This window comes from Micromonospora qiuiae, assembly GCF_016863555.1.
Taxonomy (GTDB): domain Bacteria; phylum Actinomycetota; class Actinomycetes; order Mycobacteriales; family Micromonosporaceae; genus Micromonospora; species Micromonospora qiuiae.
Genome location: NZ_BOPC01000050.1, coordinates 25,485 through 41,868 on the forward strand (window position 1 = coordinate 25,485; position 16,384 = coordinate 41,868).

Annotated in this window: 16 protein-coding genes; 5 read left to right on the plus strand and 11 right to left on the minus strand. The window is 70.6% G+C overall.

Translation table 11 applies throughout. The features are described 5' to 3' along the window. Nucleotides 1-11: 11 nt before the first annotated feature. From Vqi01_RS18450 to Vqi01_RS18460, 3 genes are all read right to left on the minus strand, one after another. Entirely contained in the window at nt 12-1,523 is a 1,512-nt protein-coding gene (locus Vqi01_RS18450; RefSeq protein WP_204036047.1) for a sugar ABC transporter ATP-binding protein, read from the minus strand. Between the two features lie 109 nt (nt 1,524-1,632). Then, nucleotides 1,633-2,700: a sugar ABC transporter substrate-binding protein gene (locus tag Vqi01_RS18455; RefSeq protein WP_204036048.1), complete on the minus strand. Its 1,068-nt coding sequence runs from the start codon at nt 2,698-2,700 to the stop codon at nt 1,633-1,635. A 424-nt stretch (nt 2,701-3,124) separates the two neighbouring features. Beyond that, on the minus strand, nt 3,125-3,976 hold the full coding sequence (locus Vqi01_RS18460; protein WP_204036049.1) for a DUF4253 domain-containing protein: 852 nt from the start codon (nt 3,974-3,976) through the stop codon (nt 3,125-3,127). A 208-nt stretch (nt 3,977-4,184) separates the two neighbouring features. Between Vqi01_RS18460 and Vqi01_RS18465 the strand changes: the two genes are divergently transcribed. Both Vqi01_RS18465 and prfH read left to right on the plus strand, forming a co-directional pair. Next, a complete protein-coding gene (locus Vqi01_RS18465; RefSeq protein ID WP_204036050.1) occupies nt 4,185-5,354 on the plus strand; it encodes an RNA ligase RtcB family protein in 1,170 nt (389 codons plus the stop codon). Continuing rightward, the gene (prfH, locus tag Vqi01_RS18470) at nt 5,351-5,959 is read left to right on the plus strand and encodes a peptide chain release factor H (RefSeq protein WP_204036051.1); all 609 of its coding nucleotides are present in this window, start codon (nt 5,351-5,353) and stop codon (nt 5,957-5,959) included. The genes Vqi01_RS18465 and prfH overlap by 4 nt, the downstream gene beginning before the upstream one ends. On the opposite strand, the gene Vqi01_RS18475 is transcribed toward prfH, so the two are convergent. The 3 genes from Vqi01_RS18475 to Vqi01_RS18485 form a co-directional block, all read right to left on the minus strand. After that, on the minus strand, nt 5,956-6,720 hold the full coding sequence (locus tag Vqi01_RS18475) for an SIR2 family NAD-dependent protein deacylase (RefSeq protein WP_204036052.1): 765 nt from the start codon (nt 6,718-6,720) through the stop codon (nt 5,956-5,958). The genes prfH and Vqi01_RS18475 overlap by 4 nt on opposite strands. Before the next feature lie 104 nt (nt 6,721-6,824). Continuing rightward, nucleotides 6,825-7,322, minus strand: a complete 498-nt coding sequence (locus Vqi01_RS18480; protein WP_204036053.1) for a DinB family protein — start codon at nt 7,320-7,322, stop codon at nt 6,825-6,827. A gap of 226 nt (nt 7,323-7,548) precedes the next feature. Beyond that, nucleotides 7,549-8,565 (minus strand): alpha/beta hydrolase-fold protein, encoded by a 1,017-nt coding sequence (locus Vqi01_RS18485; protein ID WP_204036054.1) that lies wholly within the window; start codon nt 8,563-8,565, stop codon nt 7,549-7,551. 145 nt (nt 8,566-8,710) lie between these two features. On the opposite strand from Vqi01_RS18485, the gene Vqi01_RS18490 reads away from it, so the two are divergent. After that, nucleotides 8,711-8,878 (plus strand): hypothetical protein, encoded by a 168-nt coding sequence (locus tag Vqi01_RS18490; protein WP_204036055.1) that lies wholly within the window; start codon nt 8,711-8,713, stop codon nt 8,876-8,878. A gap of 218 nt (nt 8,879-9,096) precedes the next feature. Here Vqi01_RS18490 and Vqi01_RS18495 read toward each other — a convergent pair whose 3' ends face one another. Further along, on the minus strand, nt 9,097-10,203 hold the full coding sequence (locus Vqi01_RS18495; RefSeq protein ID WP_204036056.1) for a sugar kinase: 1,107 nt from the start codon (nt 10,201-10,203) through the stop codon (nt 9,097-9,099). Continuing rightward, nucleotides 10,200-10,811 carry a bifunctional 4-hydroxy-2-oxoglutarate aldolase/2-dehydro-3-deoxy-phosphogluconate aldolase gene (eda, locus tag Vqi01_RS18500; protein WP_239098484.1) on the minus strand — a complete coding sequence of 204 codons (612 nt, stop codon included), beginning with the start codon at nt 10,809-10,811 and terminating at the stop codon, nt 10,200-10,202. The genes Vqi01_RS18495 and eda overlap by 4 nt, the downstream gene beginning before the upstream one ends. A gap of 73 nt (nt 10,812-10,884) precedes the next feature. Between eda and Vqi01_RS18505 the strand changes: the two genes are divergently transcribed. Both Vqi01_RS18505 and Vqi01_RS18510 read left to right on the plus strand, forming a co-directional pair. Continuing rightward, nucleotides 10,885-11,661 carry an IclR family transcriptional regulator gene (locus tag Vqi01_RS18505; RefSeq protein ID WP_204036058.1) on the plus strand — a complete coding sequence of 259 codons (777 nt, stop codon included), beginning with the start codon at nt 10,885-10,887 and terminating at the stop codon, nt 11,659-11,661. Nucleotides 11,662-11,734: 73 nt separating this feature from the next. Continuing rightward, nucleotides 11,735-12,754: a LacI family DNA-binding transcriptional regulator gene (locus Vqi01_RS18510; RefSeq protein WP_204036059.1), complete on the plus strand. Its 1,020-nt coding sequence runs from the start codon at nt 11,735-11,737 to the stop codon at nt 12,752-12,754. A 72-nt stretch (nt 12,755-12,826) separates the two neighbouring features. Here the strand turns inward: Vqi01_RS18510 and Vqi01_RS18515 are convergent, their stop codons facing one another. From Vqi01_RS18515 to Vqi01_RS18525, 3 genes are read right to left on the minus strand one after another with little or no spacing between them, the layout of a single operon-like run. Then, nucleotides 12,827-14,533 (minus strand): amylo-alpha-1,6-glucosidase, encoded by a 1,707-nt coding sequence (locus Vqi01_RS18515; protein ID WP_204036060.1) that lies wholly within the window; start codon nt 14,531-14,533, stop codon nt 12,827-12,829. Nucleotides 14,534-14,575: 42 nt separating this feature from the next. After that, nucleotides 14,576-15,397, minus strand: a complete 822-nt coding sequence (locus tag Vqi01_RS18520; protein WP_204036061.1) for a carbohydrate ABC transporter permease — start codon at nt 15,395-15,397, stop codon at nt 14,576-14,578. Further along, on the minus strand, nt 15,394-16,374 hold the full coding sequence (locus tag Vqi01_RS18525) for a carbohydrate ABC transporter permease (RefSeq protein ID WP_204036062.1): 981 nt from the start codon (nt 16,372-16,374) through the stop codon (nt 15,394-15,396). The genes Vqi01_RS18520 and Vqi01_RS18525 overlap by 4 nt, the downstream gene beginning before the upstream one ends. Nucleotides 16,375-16,384: the final 10 nt, after the last annotated feature.

Below are 16,384 nucleotides of genomic sequence, written 5' to 3' on the forward strand. Positions count from 1 at the left end.
TGTGATATCTCCTAGATCATGTGCGACACGACGAGTTCCTCCGTCGGACTGCTGTCCTTCGGGAACTCGGTCGAGATTCGGCCGCGTCGGAGGGCGATGAGCCGGTCACTGAGACCCAGAAGCTCCTGTAGGTCGTCTGAGATCAGCAGGATGGCCTGACCCGCCTGACTCAAGGAGCGGATGACGCGGTAGAGCTCGGCCTTCGCGCCGACGTCAACCCCGCGGGTCGGGTTGTGCAGCACGAGGACCCGGTTGTCCCGGACCATCCACTTGGCGATGACCACCCGCTGCCGGTTGCCGCCGCTGAGGTTCAGCGGCAGGTCGCGGGGGCCGCGGCAGGAGATGCCGAGTTCCCGGATGAGGTCCCGGGAACGGTGCCGGTCCTGGCCCGGGGCCCGGAATCCGAGGCGGGACAGCCACCGCAGGGCTGCCAGTACGACGTTCTCCGCGATCGGCATCCGCAGCACGACCCCGTGTGTGTCCCGGTCGGAGGGGACGTGGGCGACGCCGCGGGCGATCGCCTGCCGCGGGTTCTTCGGCGCGTACGGCACGCCGTCGAGCTGCATTGAGCCGGCGTCCAGCTGGCGAGCGCCGAAAACCGCGAGCCCGAGTTCCTCGCTGCCGCAGCCGACCAGCCCGGCGACGCCGAGGATCTCACCGGAGCGCAGGTCGAACGACACGTCTTCGAAGGCTCCGGAGATCCCGGCACCGTCGACTCGAAGGACCACATCGGAGGATTCCTCGGGGCGCAGCTCCTCGTGGAACATGCTCTCCCGCGTGGACCGGCCCACCATCAGCGTCGAGAGCTGGTCCTCGTCGACGTCGCCGGAGGGGACGGTCGTCACGACCGTGCCGTCCTTCAGCACGGTGATCCGGTCGCAGAGTTCGAAGACCTCTTCGAGGTAGTGAGAGATGTAGATGATGAGTACACCGCGAGCGGCCTGTTCGCGGAGCACCTTGAAGAGGCGCTGCACGCCGCGTCGCGACAGGCTCGCGGTCATCTCGTCAACGATCAGCACCCGGGGATTGAAGAAGAGCGCTCGGGCCAGTTCGACGAACTTCTGCCGCTCCAGGTCGAGGGAGCCGGCCAGCTGGTTCGGGCGGACGTCGTGCAGTTCCAGCGCGTCAAGCGCCTGGGCCGCGAGCGCCCGCCGCTTGGCAGGGAAGAGAAAACCGGCCTTCTTGAACGCCGATTCGCGGCCGAGGAAGAGGTTCTCCGCGACGGTGAGGGTCGGTACGAGACCGCTGTCCTGACGGACGGTCTCGATGCCGAGGTCGCGGGCCTCCGGTGCCGACTTCGGGGAAAAGGCGACACCGTCGAGCGAGATGCCGCGCTCGTCGGGGGAGACCACTCCGCCCAGGGTCCCGATCAACGTGGACTTGCCGGCGCCGTTCTCACCCACCAGCGCGTGGATCGATCCGGCGGCGAAGCTGACGCCGTGCCCCGGCTGAATGTTGACCGCGACCGTACCCGGGTACTTCTTCACAAGATGCCGGATCTGCAGCAAGGGCTGGTCGGACATTCCGCTTCCCCTTTCGGTCCGATGAGTAACAAGACGGCGGCGCGTGGGAGGGGCTCCGGCCGCCCCGCCCGACCGGTGCCGGGCCGGGCGGGGCGGCCGGAGCAGCGAGCTACTTCAGCTCGATCTTGTAGTCGTCCGTGCTCGCGGACTCGTTGAACACCTGCGACAGCTGCTTGACGTCGTACTGCGGCAGGCTGTCCACGAACTGCTCCTTGTATGCAGCGGCGTTGGACGGCTCGATGAGCAGCAGCGGCATTTCGACGTACGCGTTCTTCGGCTTCTTCCCGTGGATCGCGTCGTAGAGCATGATCAGGGCGAGCCCACCGTCGATGAACTGGCCGCCAGCGGTCGCAAGCATCTCGCCGTTGATGATGGCGGCGGTGGCTTCGGCGGTACCGTCGAACCCGGTGATCTTCACCTTGTCCTGCAGGCTCGCCTGCTTGATGGCCTGGGCGGTCCCGAGGGCACCCTCGTCGTTGTAGCACCAGACCGCGTCGAAACCGGGGCCCGGGTAGGCGGAGAGGTAGTTCTCGGCGATCTTCAGGCCTTCGGCCTGCAGTTCCGCGTCGTACTGGACCTGCAGCACCTCGAAGTCGGGGTGGTTCTCAGCGAACTCCATCAGACCGCCGACGCGCTCGTCCGCAACCGAGCTGCCCTTCTTGCCGGCCATGGCCACGACCCGGCGCGCACCGGTCTTGTAGAGCTGCTCCGCCGCGTCGGTCGCGCCCTGCCGGCCGTTGGCACCGACGTAACCGACGTACGCCTCGCCCTTGTAGTCCTCCGGTTTCAGGCCCGGGTTGCGCTCGGCGAACACCATCGGGATGTCGGCCTGCTCGGCCGCCCGCAGCAGAGCCGGCCCGACCGCCTGCGTCACGGGCGAAGCGATGATGCCGTCGACGCCCTGCGAGATCAATGACTCAACCTGCTGGACCTGCTTGCCCTCGTCCGACTCGGCGTCGACGATGACAACCTTGACGTTGCCCAGTTGCTCACCGACGTACTTCGCGAAGTCCGCTTCCTTGCGCCAGAACGGGTTGGCGAGCACCGGTAGGGCGAAGCCGATGGTGATCTGCTCGTCCGAGCCGTTGCCGGAGCCGGCCTTCGTGGCACCTCCGCTGCATCCCGTCGCGGCGAGGCCGACGGCGAGTAGCAGGGCTCCCACCTGCACTTTCATCATGCGCCGCACATGTCCTCCTTGCCTATGCGTAGCCCAACAGGGTGTTGCCTGGGCCACCCGAGCTTCATGTCCCGCCTAGGTTGGATTGGAGATTGTATAAAGTCAACAGTCTTCACCTGGCTTTTATGAAAACGGGGAGAACCAGCCCTCGCGCAGGCACGTTCTGTAGCCGAATCAGGCCCAATCAGCATGTTTGCCGTGACTATCCGAAGCCCATCGTCGCGGCAGGTAAGTCCGACTTGTGAAGATCGCAGGAAGCCTGAGAGGGCTGCACGGGACGTTCAGCGGCTGGCTCGGAGAGCAGGAATCCCGCAGCGAATGACGCTGGCCGGGCGGGCCACGGGTCCTACCCGGCGCAGGACCCGGCGGACCCGGAGCAGCGGGCATCGGTCGGAAGCAGCATCCCGCTGCCTGAGCAGGTCGCTCAGTCCCACCAGAACGCCCAGGTCGGGGCGTCGACGAGGCGGTCAGCGTAGGCGCCGAGCGTGTGCGGATGCTGCCCCTGCCAGATGTTGTCCGGGCAGAAGGCGAAGTGTTCGGCGGCGATCGGCAACGCCTCGGCGAGGTCTTTCGGCGGCGCGGCGACGCTGAGGTACAGCTCGGCGAAGCCGACGCCGATCACCCGCACCCCGAACCGGTCCTCCCAGCTACGCAACACCGCAGCAAGCTTGCCCGTGTCGTTGGTGTAGTTGAGGGCACCCTGCCAGCCGGCGGTGGTCAGGGCGTCGCTGCCCCGGCTTGCCGCGACCAGGCCAAGGCGCATGGTCGGCTGTGCCTGCACCAACTGCTCAGCCCAGTGGTCGGCGTGCTGCCGCGGCGCTATCCGCTGTCGGCCGGCCGGCGCAAGGCCCGGCCAGTCCCGGCCGTACGGGTCGGTGGCCCGCTGCGCCGAGGCGCGTACGCCCTCCCCGTCATCGCTCCCGGCGTAGGACGCCCACCAGTCGGCGAGCAGTTGCCTGGGATCATGCTGCGCGGGCGAGGACAGGCCGTCCGGCCAGAGCTCGCCGTCGTCCCATGGGCGGGACGGGTCACCGGGGAGGCTGTCCAGCAGCAACGGCCAGAGCCCGGAGGCGACGTGTGCCGCGTGCAGTCGCGGCCACAGCCCGGCCGGCGCCGGGCCGTTGCTCACCCACAACACCGGTCGTTCACCGTCGCCCTCGTCGCCGCGTACCGTCCGCCCGGGCGGCAGCGGCACGGTCAGCGTCCGCGTGCGGGACTCCTCGTCCGCGAACAACTCCACCAGGTCAGCGGGCATCTGGTTCAGCTGCGACGTCACGAGGCGTGAGGATAGCGATCGGGCCGGACAGTCCCCGGCCGACGGGCCGATCGGCGGAAAAGTCGGTTGCCGGTGCGGTACGGCTCCGGCATGGTGTGCGCCATGACGTTCTGACGGACCGCACCCTGGCGCGCCGAGGCTCCCTGCGGCGCCCACCCGTGCCATCGCGCCCGCCGTCCGTGATCATCTTCTCCAGGAGAGCCTGTCCTTGTCTCAGCCAAGCCTGCGGCAGTCCCGTCCGCCTGCGTCCGTCCCGGCCACGATCACCGTCTTCGCCTCCCCCACCAGCTGGATCGAATCCGACGCCGTCGACCAGTGCCACCAGGTCGCCGCCCTCGACGGCATGATCCACGTCGCCGCCATGCCCGACCTGCATCCCGGCAAGGCTGCCCCGATCGGCGCCGCGATGGCGTCGACCGTGCTGTACCCGTTCCTGGTCGGCTCGGACATCGGCTGCGGCATCGCGGTCTTCCCGATCAAGCTCAAGCGGCCCGTACCGGAAAGGTTGGCCGCGCGTTTCCCCGACCTCGACCGCCCGCTGGACCCGGACCAGGATGCCGACGATCCGGCCTGGGCCGTGCTGACCGGTGACGTTCCCGCCGGCCACACCGAGGGCCTCGGCACGGTCGGCCGGGGCAACCACTTCGTCGAGTTGGCGCGCGTCGGCACCGTCCTCGACCCGGCGCACGCGAGCCGGCTCGGGCTGGCCGCCGGCGACCTCGTGCTCGTCGTCCACACCGGCTCCCGAGGGCTCGGCGAGCGGATCCTGCGAGAACACACCGAGCGGTACGGCGCGGGCCCCGCCCCCGACCCCGACGCGTACCTGGCAAGGCACGACGAGGCCGTGCGCTGGGGAGCACTCAACCGACGGCTGCTCGCCGCCCGGGTCGCCCACGCCCTCGGTGCCGAGCCGACCGAGCCGATCGTCGACCAGTGCCACAACCTGGTCGAGGTGCGCGACGGGAGCTACCTGCACCGCAAGGGAGCGGCGCCGGGCGACGGCCGGGACGTGCTGATCGCCGGCACCCGAGGCACGCCGTCGTACCTGGTGGCGGCGCATGCCGGGCCGGAGGCCAACCACTCGGTGGCGCACGGCGCCGGCCGCAAGATGTCCCGGGCCGACGCCCTGCGCCGGGGCCGGGTCAAGCACACCGTCGAGGAGTTGCGCCGTACGCCGGTGGGGTCGCTGGTGGTCTGCGGTGACCGCCAACTGCTCTTCGAGGAGGCGCCGAGCGCTTACAAGCGCATCGAGCAGGTGATCGCCGACCTGGTCGAGCACCGGCTGGCGACCCCGGTGGCGACCACGATCCCACTGGTCACGTACAAGACGGCCGACGTCGGGGTGGGACGGGAACGCCGCAAACGGGGGCGGCGGTGAGCGCCCAGCTGCTGCTGTCCGCCGGCCGTGGACCGGAGGAATGCGCCTGGGCGGTGGCCCGGCTGCTGCGCCGCCTGGAGACCGACGCCACCCGGCGACGGTTGACCACCCACCGGGTGGACACCGTCCCTGGTGACCGGCCCGGCACCTTCCGGTCGGCCGTGGTCGAGATCCACGGTGCCGGCGCCGAGGCGTTCGCCGCCACGTGGACCGGCACGCTGTGCTGGCAGGCACCGAGCCCGTACCGGACCGGCGCTGGCCGGAAGAACTGGTACGTCACCGCCCGACCGTGCCGGCTGGAGACCGCCATCACCCCGTTCCGGGAGTCGGACGTCGAGATCGTGGCCCGCCGCACCGGCGGTCCGGGTGGCCAGCACCGCAACAAGGCCAGCACGGCGGTGCGCGCCACCCACCGCCCGTCGGGGACGGTCGTCGTGGTCGACACCGAGCGACAGTTCAGCCTCAACCGCCGTATCGCCCTGCAACTGTTGCGGCAGCGCATCGCGCAAGGTGACGAGGCGACGAGCCGCGAGGCCGGCACGGCTCGCTGGCGCCTTCACGACCAGCTGGTACGCGGCAACCCCACCCGGGTCGAACGTCCCTAGTCCCAGGCGGCGCGCACCAGGGCCGGAAGCAGGTCGGCGGCCGGGCCGTGCAGGTTGACCCGGGCCACCGCGTCCAGCGGCGTCGGCAGCGGATTGATCTGGATCACCGTGGCGCCGCATCGCGCGGCGACCTGGGGGATCTCGGCGGCCGGATAGACCAGGCCGGAGGTGCCCACGGTCAGCAGCAGGTCGCAGTTGGCGGCGGCCTCGACGGCGGCTTCCAGCGTCTCGGGCGGCAACGCCTCGCCGAACCACACCACACCGGGGCGGACGGGTGCCGCGCATCGCAGGCAGGCCGGTGGCGGTATCCGACGCCCCTCGGCTGGCTCGGGCGTTGTGTCGTCGACCACGGGTGTCGGGTGGGCGCAGGCGGAGCAGCGCGGTGCGAAGAGGCTGCCGTGCAGGTGCAGCGGGGCGACCGAGCCGGCCCGTTCGTGCAGGTCGTCGACGTTCTGCGTGATCAGCACGGCGTGTGGGGCACGGGCTTCGATCGCCGCCACCGCCCGGTGCCCGTCGTGCGGCTCGGCTCGTCGTACCGTCCTGCGTCGCCACTCGTACCAGCTCCAGACGAGCGCGGGGTCGGCGTGGAACGCCTCCGGTGTGGCGAGAGCCTGCGGGTCGTAACGCTGCCAGAGCCCGGTGAGGGCGTCGCGGAAGGTCGGCACGCCGCTCTCGGCGGACATGCCCGCACCCGTGAAGATCACCACTCGGCTGGCCTGCCCGAGCATTGTCGCGGCCGCGACCAGGTCCGACTCCGCCATCCGTACGCGCTCCTCTCACACTGAGCACGGACGGATCGAACGCCCGGGCTCCCCTACGGTGTCGGCAGCCGAGCATCACCGCGCGGCGCGGCAGCCCGGTCGCGTCAGTCGGCGAGGATCTGCTCGCGGAGGATGTCGGCGTGCCCGCAGTGCTGGGCCAGCTCGCGCAGCACGTGCAGGTAGACCCAGCGCAGTGGAAGCGGGCCGCGCCGGTTGCCGTGCACCAGGTCGTCGAGGTCGAGCGACGCCGTCGCCCGCCGGGACTCCTCGCAGGCCTGCCGGTGGGCCCGCTGGACGTCGGCAATGGTGTCGGCGTCGTCGAGGATGAAGGACTCGTCCGGGGTGGCGGGGATGCCGATCTCGTCCCGTGACCGGCAGGTGACGGCCTCGTCGAACCAGACCTTCTCCACGACGGTCGCGTGCTTGACCAGGCCCAGCAGGGTGGTGCGGGACGGCACCAGCGACCGGCGGGCCTGCTCCTCGGTCAACCCGTCCAGGCAGCTGTTGAGCGCGGCGCGGTGCTCGTCGAGGAACACCTCGAACTGGGCCCGCATCGGTTGGTGGAACACGTCTTCGGCGATGGTCGTCCCTTGAGCAGACATGGACGAAGCATCCCAAGGTCTCCGCTGGCTGGCAACGAGCACGCCCCACCGCTAACACCAGGCGGGGCCGGCCCTGGCCGGCGTAGCGTGACGCAGGTGAGTCTGGACCGCGAGCATGGGCACGAACAGCCGTACGCGGAACTGCTGGCGGCGGCGCGGACCGGTGACGGCGAAGCGTTCGGTCGTCTCGTCGGGCCGTTGCGCGACGAGTTGCGTCCGCCGACGGTCAGCTGTCGGTTTCGGGCAGGATGCCGTAGCGGCGGCTGGTGGTGGGATCGCGTCGGGTCGCCTCGGTCAACTGTGGTTCGAGCATGACCCGCAGCGCCACCGACGCGCTGGGCGCGCTCGGATCCAGCTCCGGCGGTGCGCCCTGGCGTCCACCGGCGGCCCAGTCCCGCCAGGACGATTCGCGCTGGCGGTCGGCCTCGCTGCGGTCCTGCCCGACGGCGGCGCGCTGAGCCGCGGCGATGAACGCCAACGCGGCGCGCTGAGCGGCGAGCGCCTCGGGTCCCAGATGGTCACCGTCGTGGACGAGGTGGTATTCGTGGCCGACGTCCAGATCCCAGAGTGCTCGGTGAAGTTGCTCGGTGCCGTCGTGCAGGGCGAACACGTCCCGGCCTCCGCAGCGCAGAAAGATGGGCAACCGGCTGCCTCGGATCGCCTCGGCATTGCCCCGCAGCCGATGCAGGACGCTGTTGGCGGCGAACCCGGCGCCCTCGCCGGACATCTCGCTACCCAGTTGGGCGAGCACGTCGAGGGTGTTTCGGGGACGCAGTTGGGTGGGCGCCGACGCGGGAAGCAGGGCTGGTGCCACAGCCGCGACGGAGAGCCAACGAGCCGGCTCCGCAAAGGCGATCTTGAGAGCGCCATAGCCACCCATCGAGGCGCCCAGCAGCGAGACGCGGTTCAGGTCGACGGCGTACCGCTTCGCCAGTGCCTGCGGGAAACCCTCCGCTATCAGGCTTTCCCAGGCGTTGCCGGGCCGGTCGATGTAGAAGCCGCCGGCTGTCGGCGTGGAGGCGCAGGCGATCACCGACTCGGGCAGCGATCCGTCGGCCCACAGCTGGTCGACCACCGGTTGCAACATGGCAAGGAACTCTCGGGACGAATTGGCACCATGCAGCACCAGGATGAGTGGCCGCGGCTCGTCCCCCGCCCAGCCGCCCGGGGTGAGAACGGCGTACGCCACCTCGCCCTCGACCAGCGGATCCTGGAACGTGTCGCGGATGATCCGGCTACTCATGGTCGTCACCCTCGCACAGCGGGGGGACAGCCGACACGCATTATTCGATCCCGCCGCAGGCAACGGAATGCGCCCGTCGACGCGGGGCCGAGGGCGGGCGGCCTGGGCGCTGGGCAAAGCCCTGCACCGAGCGCATCGCCGTGGCATGAGCCGCTGCCTGATCACCTGCAAGGACCACAACCTGGCCTCCGCGCGGGTCATCGAACGCCACGGCGGTGCGCTTGAGGACGTCCGCGACACCGAACTCGGCCGGATCCGACGCTACTGGGTGGAGTTGCCGGTCGATCGGTCCAGGAACGACACCACGGTCTGATCGGACCGGCATCCCACGTGATCATCGCCGTTTCGCCGTAATGGCGGTGTCCAGCCCCGGCGCTCGGACACCGCCATACCGACGGAACGGAGTCGATCAACTGGCTGCGGAGGTCAGCGGACGCTCACTGAGAGAGACGGCCGGCCGGGTCCTCGCGATCGTGGTCGAAGGCGAGTGCACCGATGAGATCGTCGAGGACGATCTCATCGGTGGCGTCCTCAGCGTTGCACCCGGGCGCCGGCTCCGCGCATCAGCGCCTCCACCTCGGCCAGGCTGGCCATCGACGTGTCGCCCGGCGTGGTCATCGCCAGCGCGCCGTGTGCGGCGCCGTACTCCACCGCCAGCGCCAGGTCACCGTCGCGTTCCAGCAGCCCGTAGATCAGCCCGGAGGCGAAGCTGTCGCCGCCGCCGACCCGGTCGAGGATCTCCAGGCCCGGCCGGTGGGTCGCCTCGGCGAAGGTGCCGCCGGCCCAGGCCACGGCACCCCAGTCGTTCACCGTCGCGCTGCGTACGCCGCGCATGGTGGTCCCCACGACCTTGAAGTTGGGGTACGCCTGGACCGCCGTCTCGATCATCGCCTTGAAGTTGCCGGCGTCCAACGCCCCACTACTGTGGATGTCGGTGTCCGGCACCTGGAAGCCCAGGCAGGCGGTGAAGTCCTCCTCGTTGCCGATCATGACGTCGACCAGGCCGGCGAGCCGCCGGTTCACCTCCTGCGCCCGGTCCTGGCCGCCCACGGCGTTCCAGAGGCTGGGCCGGTAGTTCAGGTCGTACGAGACGATCGTGCCGTGCCGGCGGGCGGCGGTCATGGCGGCCTCGGCGGTCTCCGCGGCCGTCTCGGACAGCGCCGCGTAGATGCCGCCGGTGTGCAGCCACCGCACGCCGAGGGTGCCGAAGAGGTGATCCCAGTCGACGGCGTCCGGCCGGAGCTGGCTGGCCGCCGAGTGCCCCCGGTCGGAGGTGCCGATGGCGCCGCGTACGCCGAAGCCACGCTCGGTGAAGTTCAGCCCGTTGCGTACGCTGCGGCCGATCCCGTCGTACGGCATCCAGGTGATGAAGCTGGTGTCCACGCCGCCCTGGAGGATCAGATCCTCCAGCAGCCGACCGACCTCGTTCTGCGCGAACGCGGTGACGATCGCGGTCCGCAGGCCGAAGCAGCGGCGCAGGCCGCGGGCGACGTTGTATTCCCCGCCGCCCTCCCACACCTGGAACTGGCGGGTGGTGCGGACCCGTCCCTCGCCCGGGTCCAGCCGCAGCATGACCTCGCCGAGTGAGACCAGGTCGTAGCGGCAGTCGTCCTTCGATCGGGGGTTGATGACACTCATGCCGGGCCTCCTGCCGCGACAACGGCCGCCCGGGTCCGGGCGGTGATCTCGTCCCACTGTTCGCCGGCGATCAACTCGGGGGCCACCATCCAGCTCGCGCCGATCGCCAGCACGGCGGGCAGGGCCAGGTAATCGGTGATCACGGCCGGCGTGATGCCGCCGGTGGGGATGAACCGGACCTCGCGGAAGGGCGCCGCCAGTGCCTTGATCATCGCGGGCCCGCCGAGTTGCTGGGCAGGGAAGAACTTGACGACGTTCAGGCCGGCGTCGAGGGCCATCTGGATCTCGGTCGCGGTGGCCGCGCCGGGCACCACCGGCACGCCGGCCTCCTGGCAGACGCGTACCACGTTCGGCGCGAAGCCCGGAGTCACCACGAACCGGGCGCCGGCCGCCACGGCCCGCTCGGCCTGCTCGGCGGTGAGCACCGTGCCGGCGCCGACGGTCAGGTCGCCGCGACCGGCGAGCGCCGCGATGGCGTCCAGCCCGGCGGCGGTACGCAGGGTCACCTCGGCCGCCGGCAGGCCGCCCTTGACCAGGGCTTCGCCGAGGGGGTCGGCCTGCCGCGCATCGTCGAGGACGACGACGGGCAGCACCCGACCAACATCCAACTGTTCAAGTCTGTGAACGCTAATCACATACGTGACCTTACTGGAGTCGTCTCGGCTTCGCTACAGTGGCCGCGTGTCTGCCACACCCGAGGAGTTCCAGCCCGTCAAGTCGGCCGGGCGCACCCTCGACCTGCTCGAACTGCTGGCCGACCAGCCCCGGCCCTGGGCGCTGGGCGACCTGGCCCGTGCCCTGGGCATCCCGAAGAGCAGCCTGCACGGCCTGCTGCGTACGCTGACCAGCCGCGGCTGGGTGCGGACCGACGAGACCGGCACGCGGTACCGGCTCGGCCTGCGGGCCCTGCGAATCGGCGCCGCCTACCTGGACGGGGACGATCAGGTCGACCTGCTCGCCGGCGTCCTGGACGAGTTGTCCCGCCGCTTCGGTGAGGCCGTGCACCTTGGCCGGCTCGACGGAGACCAGGTCATCTACCTCGCCAAACGCGAGTCGGTGCACCGGCTGCGCCTCTACAGCGCCATCGGCCGTCGGCTGCCCGCGCACGCCACCGCGCTCGGCAAGGCGCTGCTGGCCGAGCACCCCGAGCACGCCGTCGACCGGATCCTGACCTTCCCGCTGCCCCGCCTCACCCCGCACACGGTCACCGACCGCGACGCCCTGCACGCCGTTCTGGCGGCCGTGCGCACGGCCGGGCACGCCGTCGACCGGGAAGAGAACGCCGAGGGCATCATGTGCTTCGCGATGGCCGTGCCGCTGGCCACCCCGGCGGTCGACGCGGTGAGCGTCTCGGTGCCGGTGAGCCGGCTGCGGCCGGACCTGGAGGTGGCGATCGTCGCGGCGCTGCGGGAGACCGTCGGTGGCCTCACCCAGGCCCGCAGCATGCTGATCGCATAGCCCGGCATCCTCGTTGACCCCGCCCGGCACCCCTCATAACCTGGGTTGAATCGATTCGACAACGAGGAGCGGGATGAACATCGGGGAGATCGCCCGCCGCGCGGGCGTGTCCCGCAGCACCGTGTCGTACGTGTTGAGCGGCAAGCGGGCGGTGTCGGAGCCGACCCGGCAACGGATCCAGGCTGTCATCGACGAGTTGGACTACCGCCCGAATGCCAACGCCCGCGCGTTGAAGGAGGGACGCACCCGCACCCTCGGGCTGGTCATTCCCCCGGCCAGCCAGCGCCTGACCGACATGCAGCTCGGTTTCGTCGCCAGCGTGGTCGAGGCCGCCGCCCGCGCCGACCTGGACGTGCTGCTCTCCCCCTCCGGCGGCGACCACGACCGGTCGTTCGAGCGGATCGTGACCGGGCGCCGAGTCGACGGCGTGATCCTGATGGAGATCCGGCTGGAGGACGACCGGGTCACCCGGTTGCGGCGCAGCCGCCTGCCCTTCGTCACCATCGGCCGCACCGCCGAGCCGGCGGGCACGAGCTGGGTCGACGTGGACTACGAGGGGCTCATCGCCCGGTGCGTCCATCATCTGGCCGACCTGGGGCACCGACACATCGCCCTGGTGAACCGTTCGGCCGAGTTGGTCGCCGCCGGCTACGGTCCCGGTCACCGAGCCCTGGCCGGTTTCGCCGAGGCGGTGACCGAGCGGGGCCTGACCGGCATCGACCTGTGCTGCGGCGACGACGCCTCGGCTGGTGAGGCCGCCATGACCCGGCTGTTGACCACACACCCGGACGTCACCGCGGCCGCCACGATCAACGAGGCGGCGCTGCCCGGCATCCAGCGGGCGCTGGAGGCGGAGGGCAGGGTGGTGCCCCGCGACTTCTCGGTCGTCGGAGTCGCCGCCGCCCACTGGGCGGAGGACTTCCGTCCGCCGCTGACCGCGGCCGACGTGCCCACCCTCGACATGGGCGCCGAAGCGGTGGCGCTGCTGCTGGAGCGGATCGCCGCCCCCACCGCCGCCCCCCGCCACCGCCTCTACCACCCTCCGATCTCGCTGCGCTCCAGCGCCGCCCCCGCCCCGTCCCCTCTGCGTTGACCAAAAAGTTTGCGTCGCGACAGGCCCGTGCACGTGACGCAAACTTTTTGATCAACTCGGGCGGGGGGATGGTCAGGGGTGGCGGCGGCGTTCGTGGGCGGCGGCCAGGAGCAGGTAACTGCTGGCGGTCCAGGTGTAGGCGCGATCGCGCAGGCCCGCGCCCGTCTCGGCGTCGAAGTTCTCCGCGAAGCCGGACTTCTCACACAGCGCGCGGAACCGCTGGCTGACCTCGTCGGCGAGCCCGGCGTGCCCGGCCCGGCGAAGGCCGTCCTCGATCAGGATGGTGGCCGGCGCCCAGATCGGCCCGCGCCAGTAGCCGTCGGCCACGTAGTGCGGCGAGTCGACCGGCTCGGTGGCGAGCCCGTGCGCGGTCAGGTGGCGCTTGAGCCCGCCGGCGAGCGCGGCGCTGACGTCGGTAGGCAGGTCGGCACCGAGGACGATGGGCATGAGGTCGAGCAGGCTGGTACTCGGCCGCGCCTGACCGTCGCGCGCGCTGCGGGCGACGAACCGCTGCCCGTCCCAGAGCTTGCCCAGCAGTTCGGCGCGGATGTCCGTGGCGGTGCGGCGCCACTGCGTCGCCACCTCGGGTCGATGCAGCTCCGCGGCCAGGTCGGCGAGCTGGTGCAGTTGCAGGATCAGCAGGGCGGCGAGATCCGGCGTCTCGATGACCCGGTCGCCGTCGAAGGTGGTGGCGTTGTCCCAGCCGCTGTCGTTGCCGTGCTGGTAGTACGGCAAGTGGTGGCCGGGCACCCGACGGTGGTCGAGCCAGAAACCGGTCCAGCGCGCGAGCCGCTGGTAGACGTCGGACAACGCGTCGGCCGACAGTGGGCGGGACAGTCGCCGCCGCAACTGGCGCAGCGCCCAGCCGTGCACGGGCGGTTTGACGTAGTTGTAGAGGATCTCCGAGTGGGCGACGGAGTCCGGCAACGCACCGGTGGGATCCTGATGGTCGAACGGCAGATGGAACTGGTGCCAGGCCAGCTCCGCGTCGGCGTCGGCGAGAGCCAGGGCGTTGAAGCAGTGGTCCCAGCTCCACACCTTGTTCATCCAGTGCTTGGACATCAGCACCGCCGGTCGGGTGAGGAAGCCGGCCGGCGCGACCGTCGCCGACCACAGCACGTACGCGGCGAGTTCCGTGCCCGGGGTCTCCGGACTCCGCCAGGGTGCCAGTGCGTCGACGAAGCCCGCGAAATCGGCCGCCATCAACCCGACGAGCTGGTCGAAGTCCCGGTCGGCCGGGTAAGGGCGGCGCGCGGTCTGGTACTCCTCGACGGCGATCTCCCACGGCTGGTCGGCGGGCAGGAGCACGGCCCGCTCGGCGGTTCCGAGCGCCTGCGCGCCGATTGCTCGCAGGTCGCCGGTGAGCGGCGTGATCCGGTAGCGGCGGCCGGTCTCGTAGGAGGTGAAGACGTACGTGCCGGTGACCGGGTCGTCGTGGAGGTAGGTGCCGCTGAACGGGGTGAGGGTGGCCCGAGCGGCGGCGATCCGCAGGCCGAGACCGCGCCCGCGCAGCCGTACGGTGTCCGGGCCGTCGTAGGTGAGCTCGATCGAACCGGTGTGATGACGCCAGGTCACCAGCGCGGCGGTGGCCGTCACCACGGCGTCGGCGGCCGGGGTGAGTCGGAGCACCGGATGCATCCCGGTCTGGTGGGAGACCAGGTGCAGGTCGGGGGCGTGCGTGTGCGCGGCCACCACCGGGGAGATGCTGAACCAGGCTCCGCGGTGGCTGAACGGGATGTCCTGGATGGAGAACGCCGGGCCGGTGTGGACGACGGTCATGGGCGGTGGCCGCCTTTCCTGGTGCGGTTGGTGCGGGTCGGCTCAGTCCTTCACGGCACCGGCGGTGACCCCGACGGCGACGTAGCGTTGGGCGAGGACCAGCAGCACGGTGGTGGGGATGGCGGCCACCACGGCGGTGGCCATGATCGCGTTCCACTGCTGGTTGTTGTTGCCGATGTACTGGTAGATGCCGAGCGTGATCGGCCGGTGGGTGCCGCCGCCGTCCAGGGTGGAGGCGAAAATGAAGTCCGACCAGGCCCAGAGGAACGCGAAGAGCGACACGGTCACGATCGCGTTGCGGCTGACCGGCAGCACCACCGACCAGAACGTGCGCAGCCGGTTGGCGCCGTCGACGTGCGCGGCCTGGATCAGGTCGTCCGGTATCCCCGACATGAACGCCGTGAAGATCAGCACGGCGAACGGCACCGCGATCGTCGAGTCGGCCAGGATCAGCCCGGGCACGGTGTTGAGCACGCCGAGGTCCAGGTAGATGGCGTAGAAACCCATCGCCATGATGATCCCGGGGATCATCTGCGCGATCAGCAGGAGGAACCGGACCGCGCCGCCGCCGGGTGGCCGGAGCTTGGCCAGGGCGTAGCCGGCGGGAGCGGCGAGGGCCAGGGTGAGCAGCACGGTGCCGAGCCCGACGAGCAGACTGGTGCCGACGTACGGCAGCTGCTGGCTGAGCACCGCCCGGTAGCCGTCGAGCGTGCCGTCGACCGGGAAGAGGTGCGGCGGGTTTCTGCGCATGTCCTGGTCCCGGGTGAACGAGACATTGATCATCCAGTAGACGGGGAACAGCATCAGCCCGGTCAGCAGCACCCCGAGCCCGCTTCGCCACCAGCCGCGCCTCGTCCGCTTCATCGCAGCCGCTGCCTCCGCTCGAAGCCGATGTAGACCGCTCCGGCGCCGACTGCCAGGAGGATCAGCAGGTTGCCGACGGCCGCACCGGGCCCGAACTCGGGCAGCAGGTTGCCGAAGCCCAGCCGGTACGACCAGGTGGCCAGCGTCGTCGACGAGTCGGTGGGACCGCCCCTGGTCATGATCCAGATCAGGTCGAAGACCTTGAGCGTGTAGATCAGCCCGAGCAGCAGCGTGATCGCCGAGACCGGGCGCAGCAACGGCCACGTGATCCACCGGAAGCGCTGCCACCCGCTCGCCCCGTCCAGTGCCGCCGCCTCGTAAAGGGGACGCGGAATCGCCTGCAGTCCGCTGTAGAGCACGACCAGGTTGAAGGGGATGCCGATCCAGACGTTGGCGATGATCACCGAGAGCAGCGACCACCGGGGTGACGTCAGCCAGTTCACCGGCTCCACCCCGACGGCCGCGAGCGCCGCGTTGACCAGGCCGGCCTCGCTGTTGAGCAGCCACGACCAGGTGGATGCCGACACGATCAACGGCAGCAGCCACGGTACGAGGAACAGCGCGCGCAGCGTACGGGAGAGCGGGAAGTGCCGGTGGAAGAAGAGCGCCAGGGCAAGGCCGATGGCGAACTGGCAGAGCAGGGACGCGACGGTGAAGACCGCGGTGTGCCACAACGCCGGGACGAACGTCGGCGCAGCCAGCACCTGACGGTAGTTGTCCAGCCCGGCGAAGGGCGCACCGCCCTGGACGAACGAGCGGACGGTGTATTCCCGCAGGCTCAGCTCGACGTTGCGATACAACGGATAGGCGTAGAAGGCGAGCAGGTAGCCGGCGACCGGGGCCAGGAAGGCCCACGCCGCCCAGCCAGCACCGCCGGTGCGTCGGCGCGGTGGAGGTGCCGGCGGGGTGGCCCGGGCCGCCGCATCGCGCTCGCGTACCGCCACGGATCGCGAGGTCCGGGCGAGGTGGCTGCCCATGTCGGCCGGG

Bases quoted from the DNA above. Each gene is read 5' to 3' on its own strand.
- Vqi01_RS18450 (WP_204036047.1), bottom strand. From the start codon at position 1,523: ATGTCCGACCAGCCCTTGCTGCAGATCCGGCATCTTGTGAAGAAGTAC.
- Vqi01_RS18475 (WP_204036052.1), bottom strand. From the start codon at position 6,720: ATGGCGGAGTCGGACCTGGTCGCGGCCGCGACAATGCTCGGGCAGGCC.
- Vqi01_RS18510 (WP_204036059.1), top strand. From the start codon at position 11,735: ATGAACATCGGGGAGATCGCCCGCCGCGCGGGCGTGTCCCGCAGCACC.
- Vqi01_RS18515 (WP_204036060.1), bottom strand. From the start codon at position 14,533: ATGACCGTCGTCCACACCGGCCCGGCGTTCTCCATCCAGGACATCCCG.
- Vqi01_RS18485 (WP_204036054.1), bottom strand. From the start codon at position 8,565: ATGAGTAGCCGGATCATCCGCGACACGTTCCAGGATCCGCTGGTCGAG.
- Vqi01_RS18525 (WP_204036062.1), bottom strand. From the start codon at position 16,374: ATGGGCAGCCACCTCGCCCGGACCTCGCGATCCGTGGCGGTACGCGAG.
- Vqi01_RS18495 (WP_204036056.1), bottom strand. From the start codon at position 10,203: ATGAGTGTCATCAACCCCCGATCGAAGGACGACTGCCGCTACGACCTG.
- Vqi01_RS18455 (WP_204036048.1), bottom strand. From the start codon at position 2,700: ATGATGAAAGTGCAGGTGGGAGCCCTGCTACTCGCCGTCGGCCTCGCC.
- Vqi01_RS18490 (WP_204036055.1), top strand. From the start codon at position 8,711: ATGAGCCGCTGCCTGATCACCTGCAAGGACCACAACCTGGCCTCCGCG.
- Vqi01_RS18480 (WP_204036053.1), bottom strand. From the start codon at position 7,322: ATGTCTGCTCAAGGGACGACCATCGCCGAAGACGTGTTCCACCAACCG.
- Vqi01_RS18520 (WP_204036061.1), bottom strand. From the start codon at position 15,397: ATGAAGCGGACGAGGCGCGGCTGGTGGCGAAGCGGGCTCGGGGTGCTG.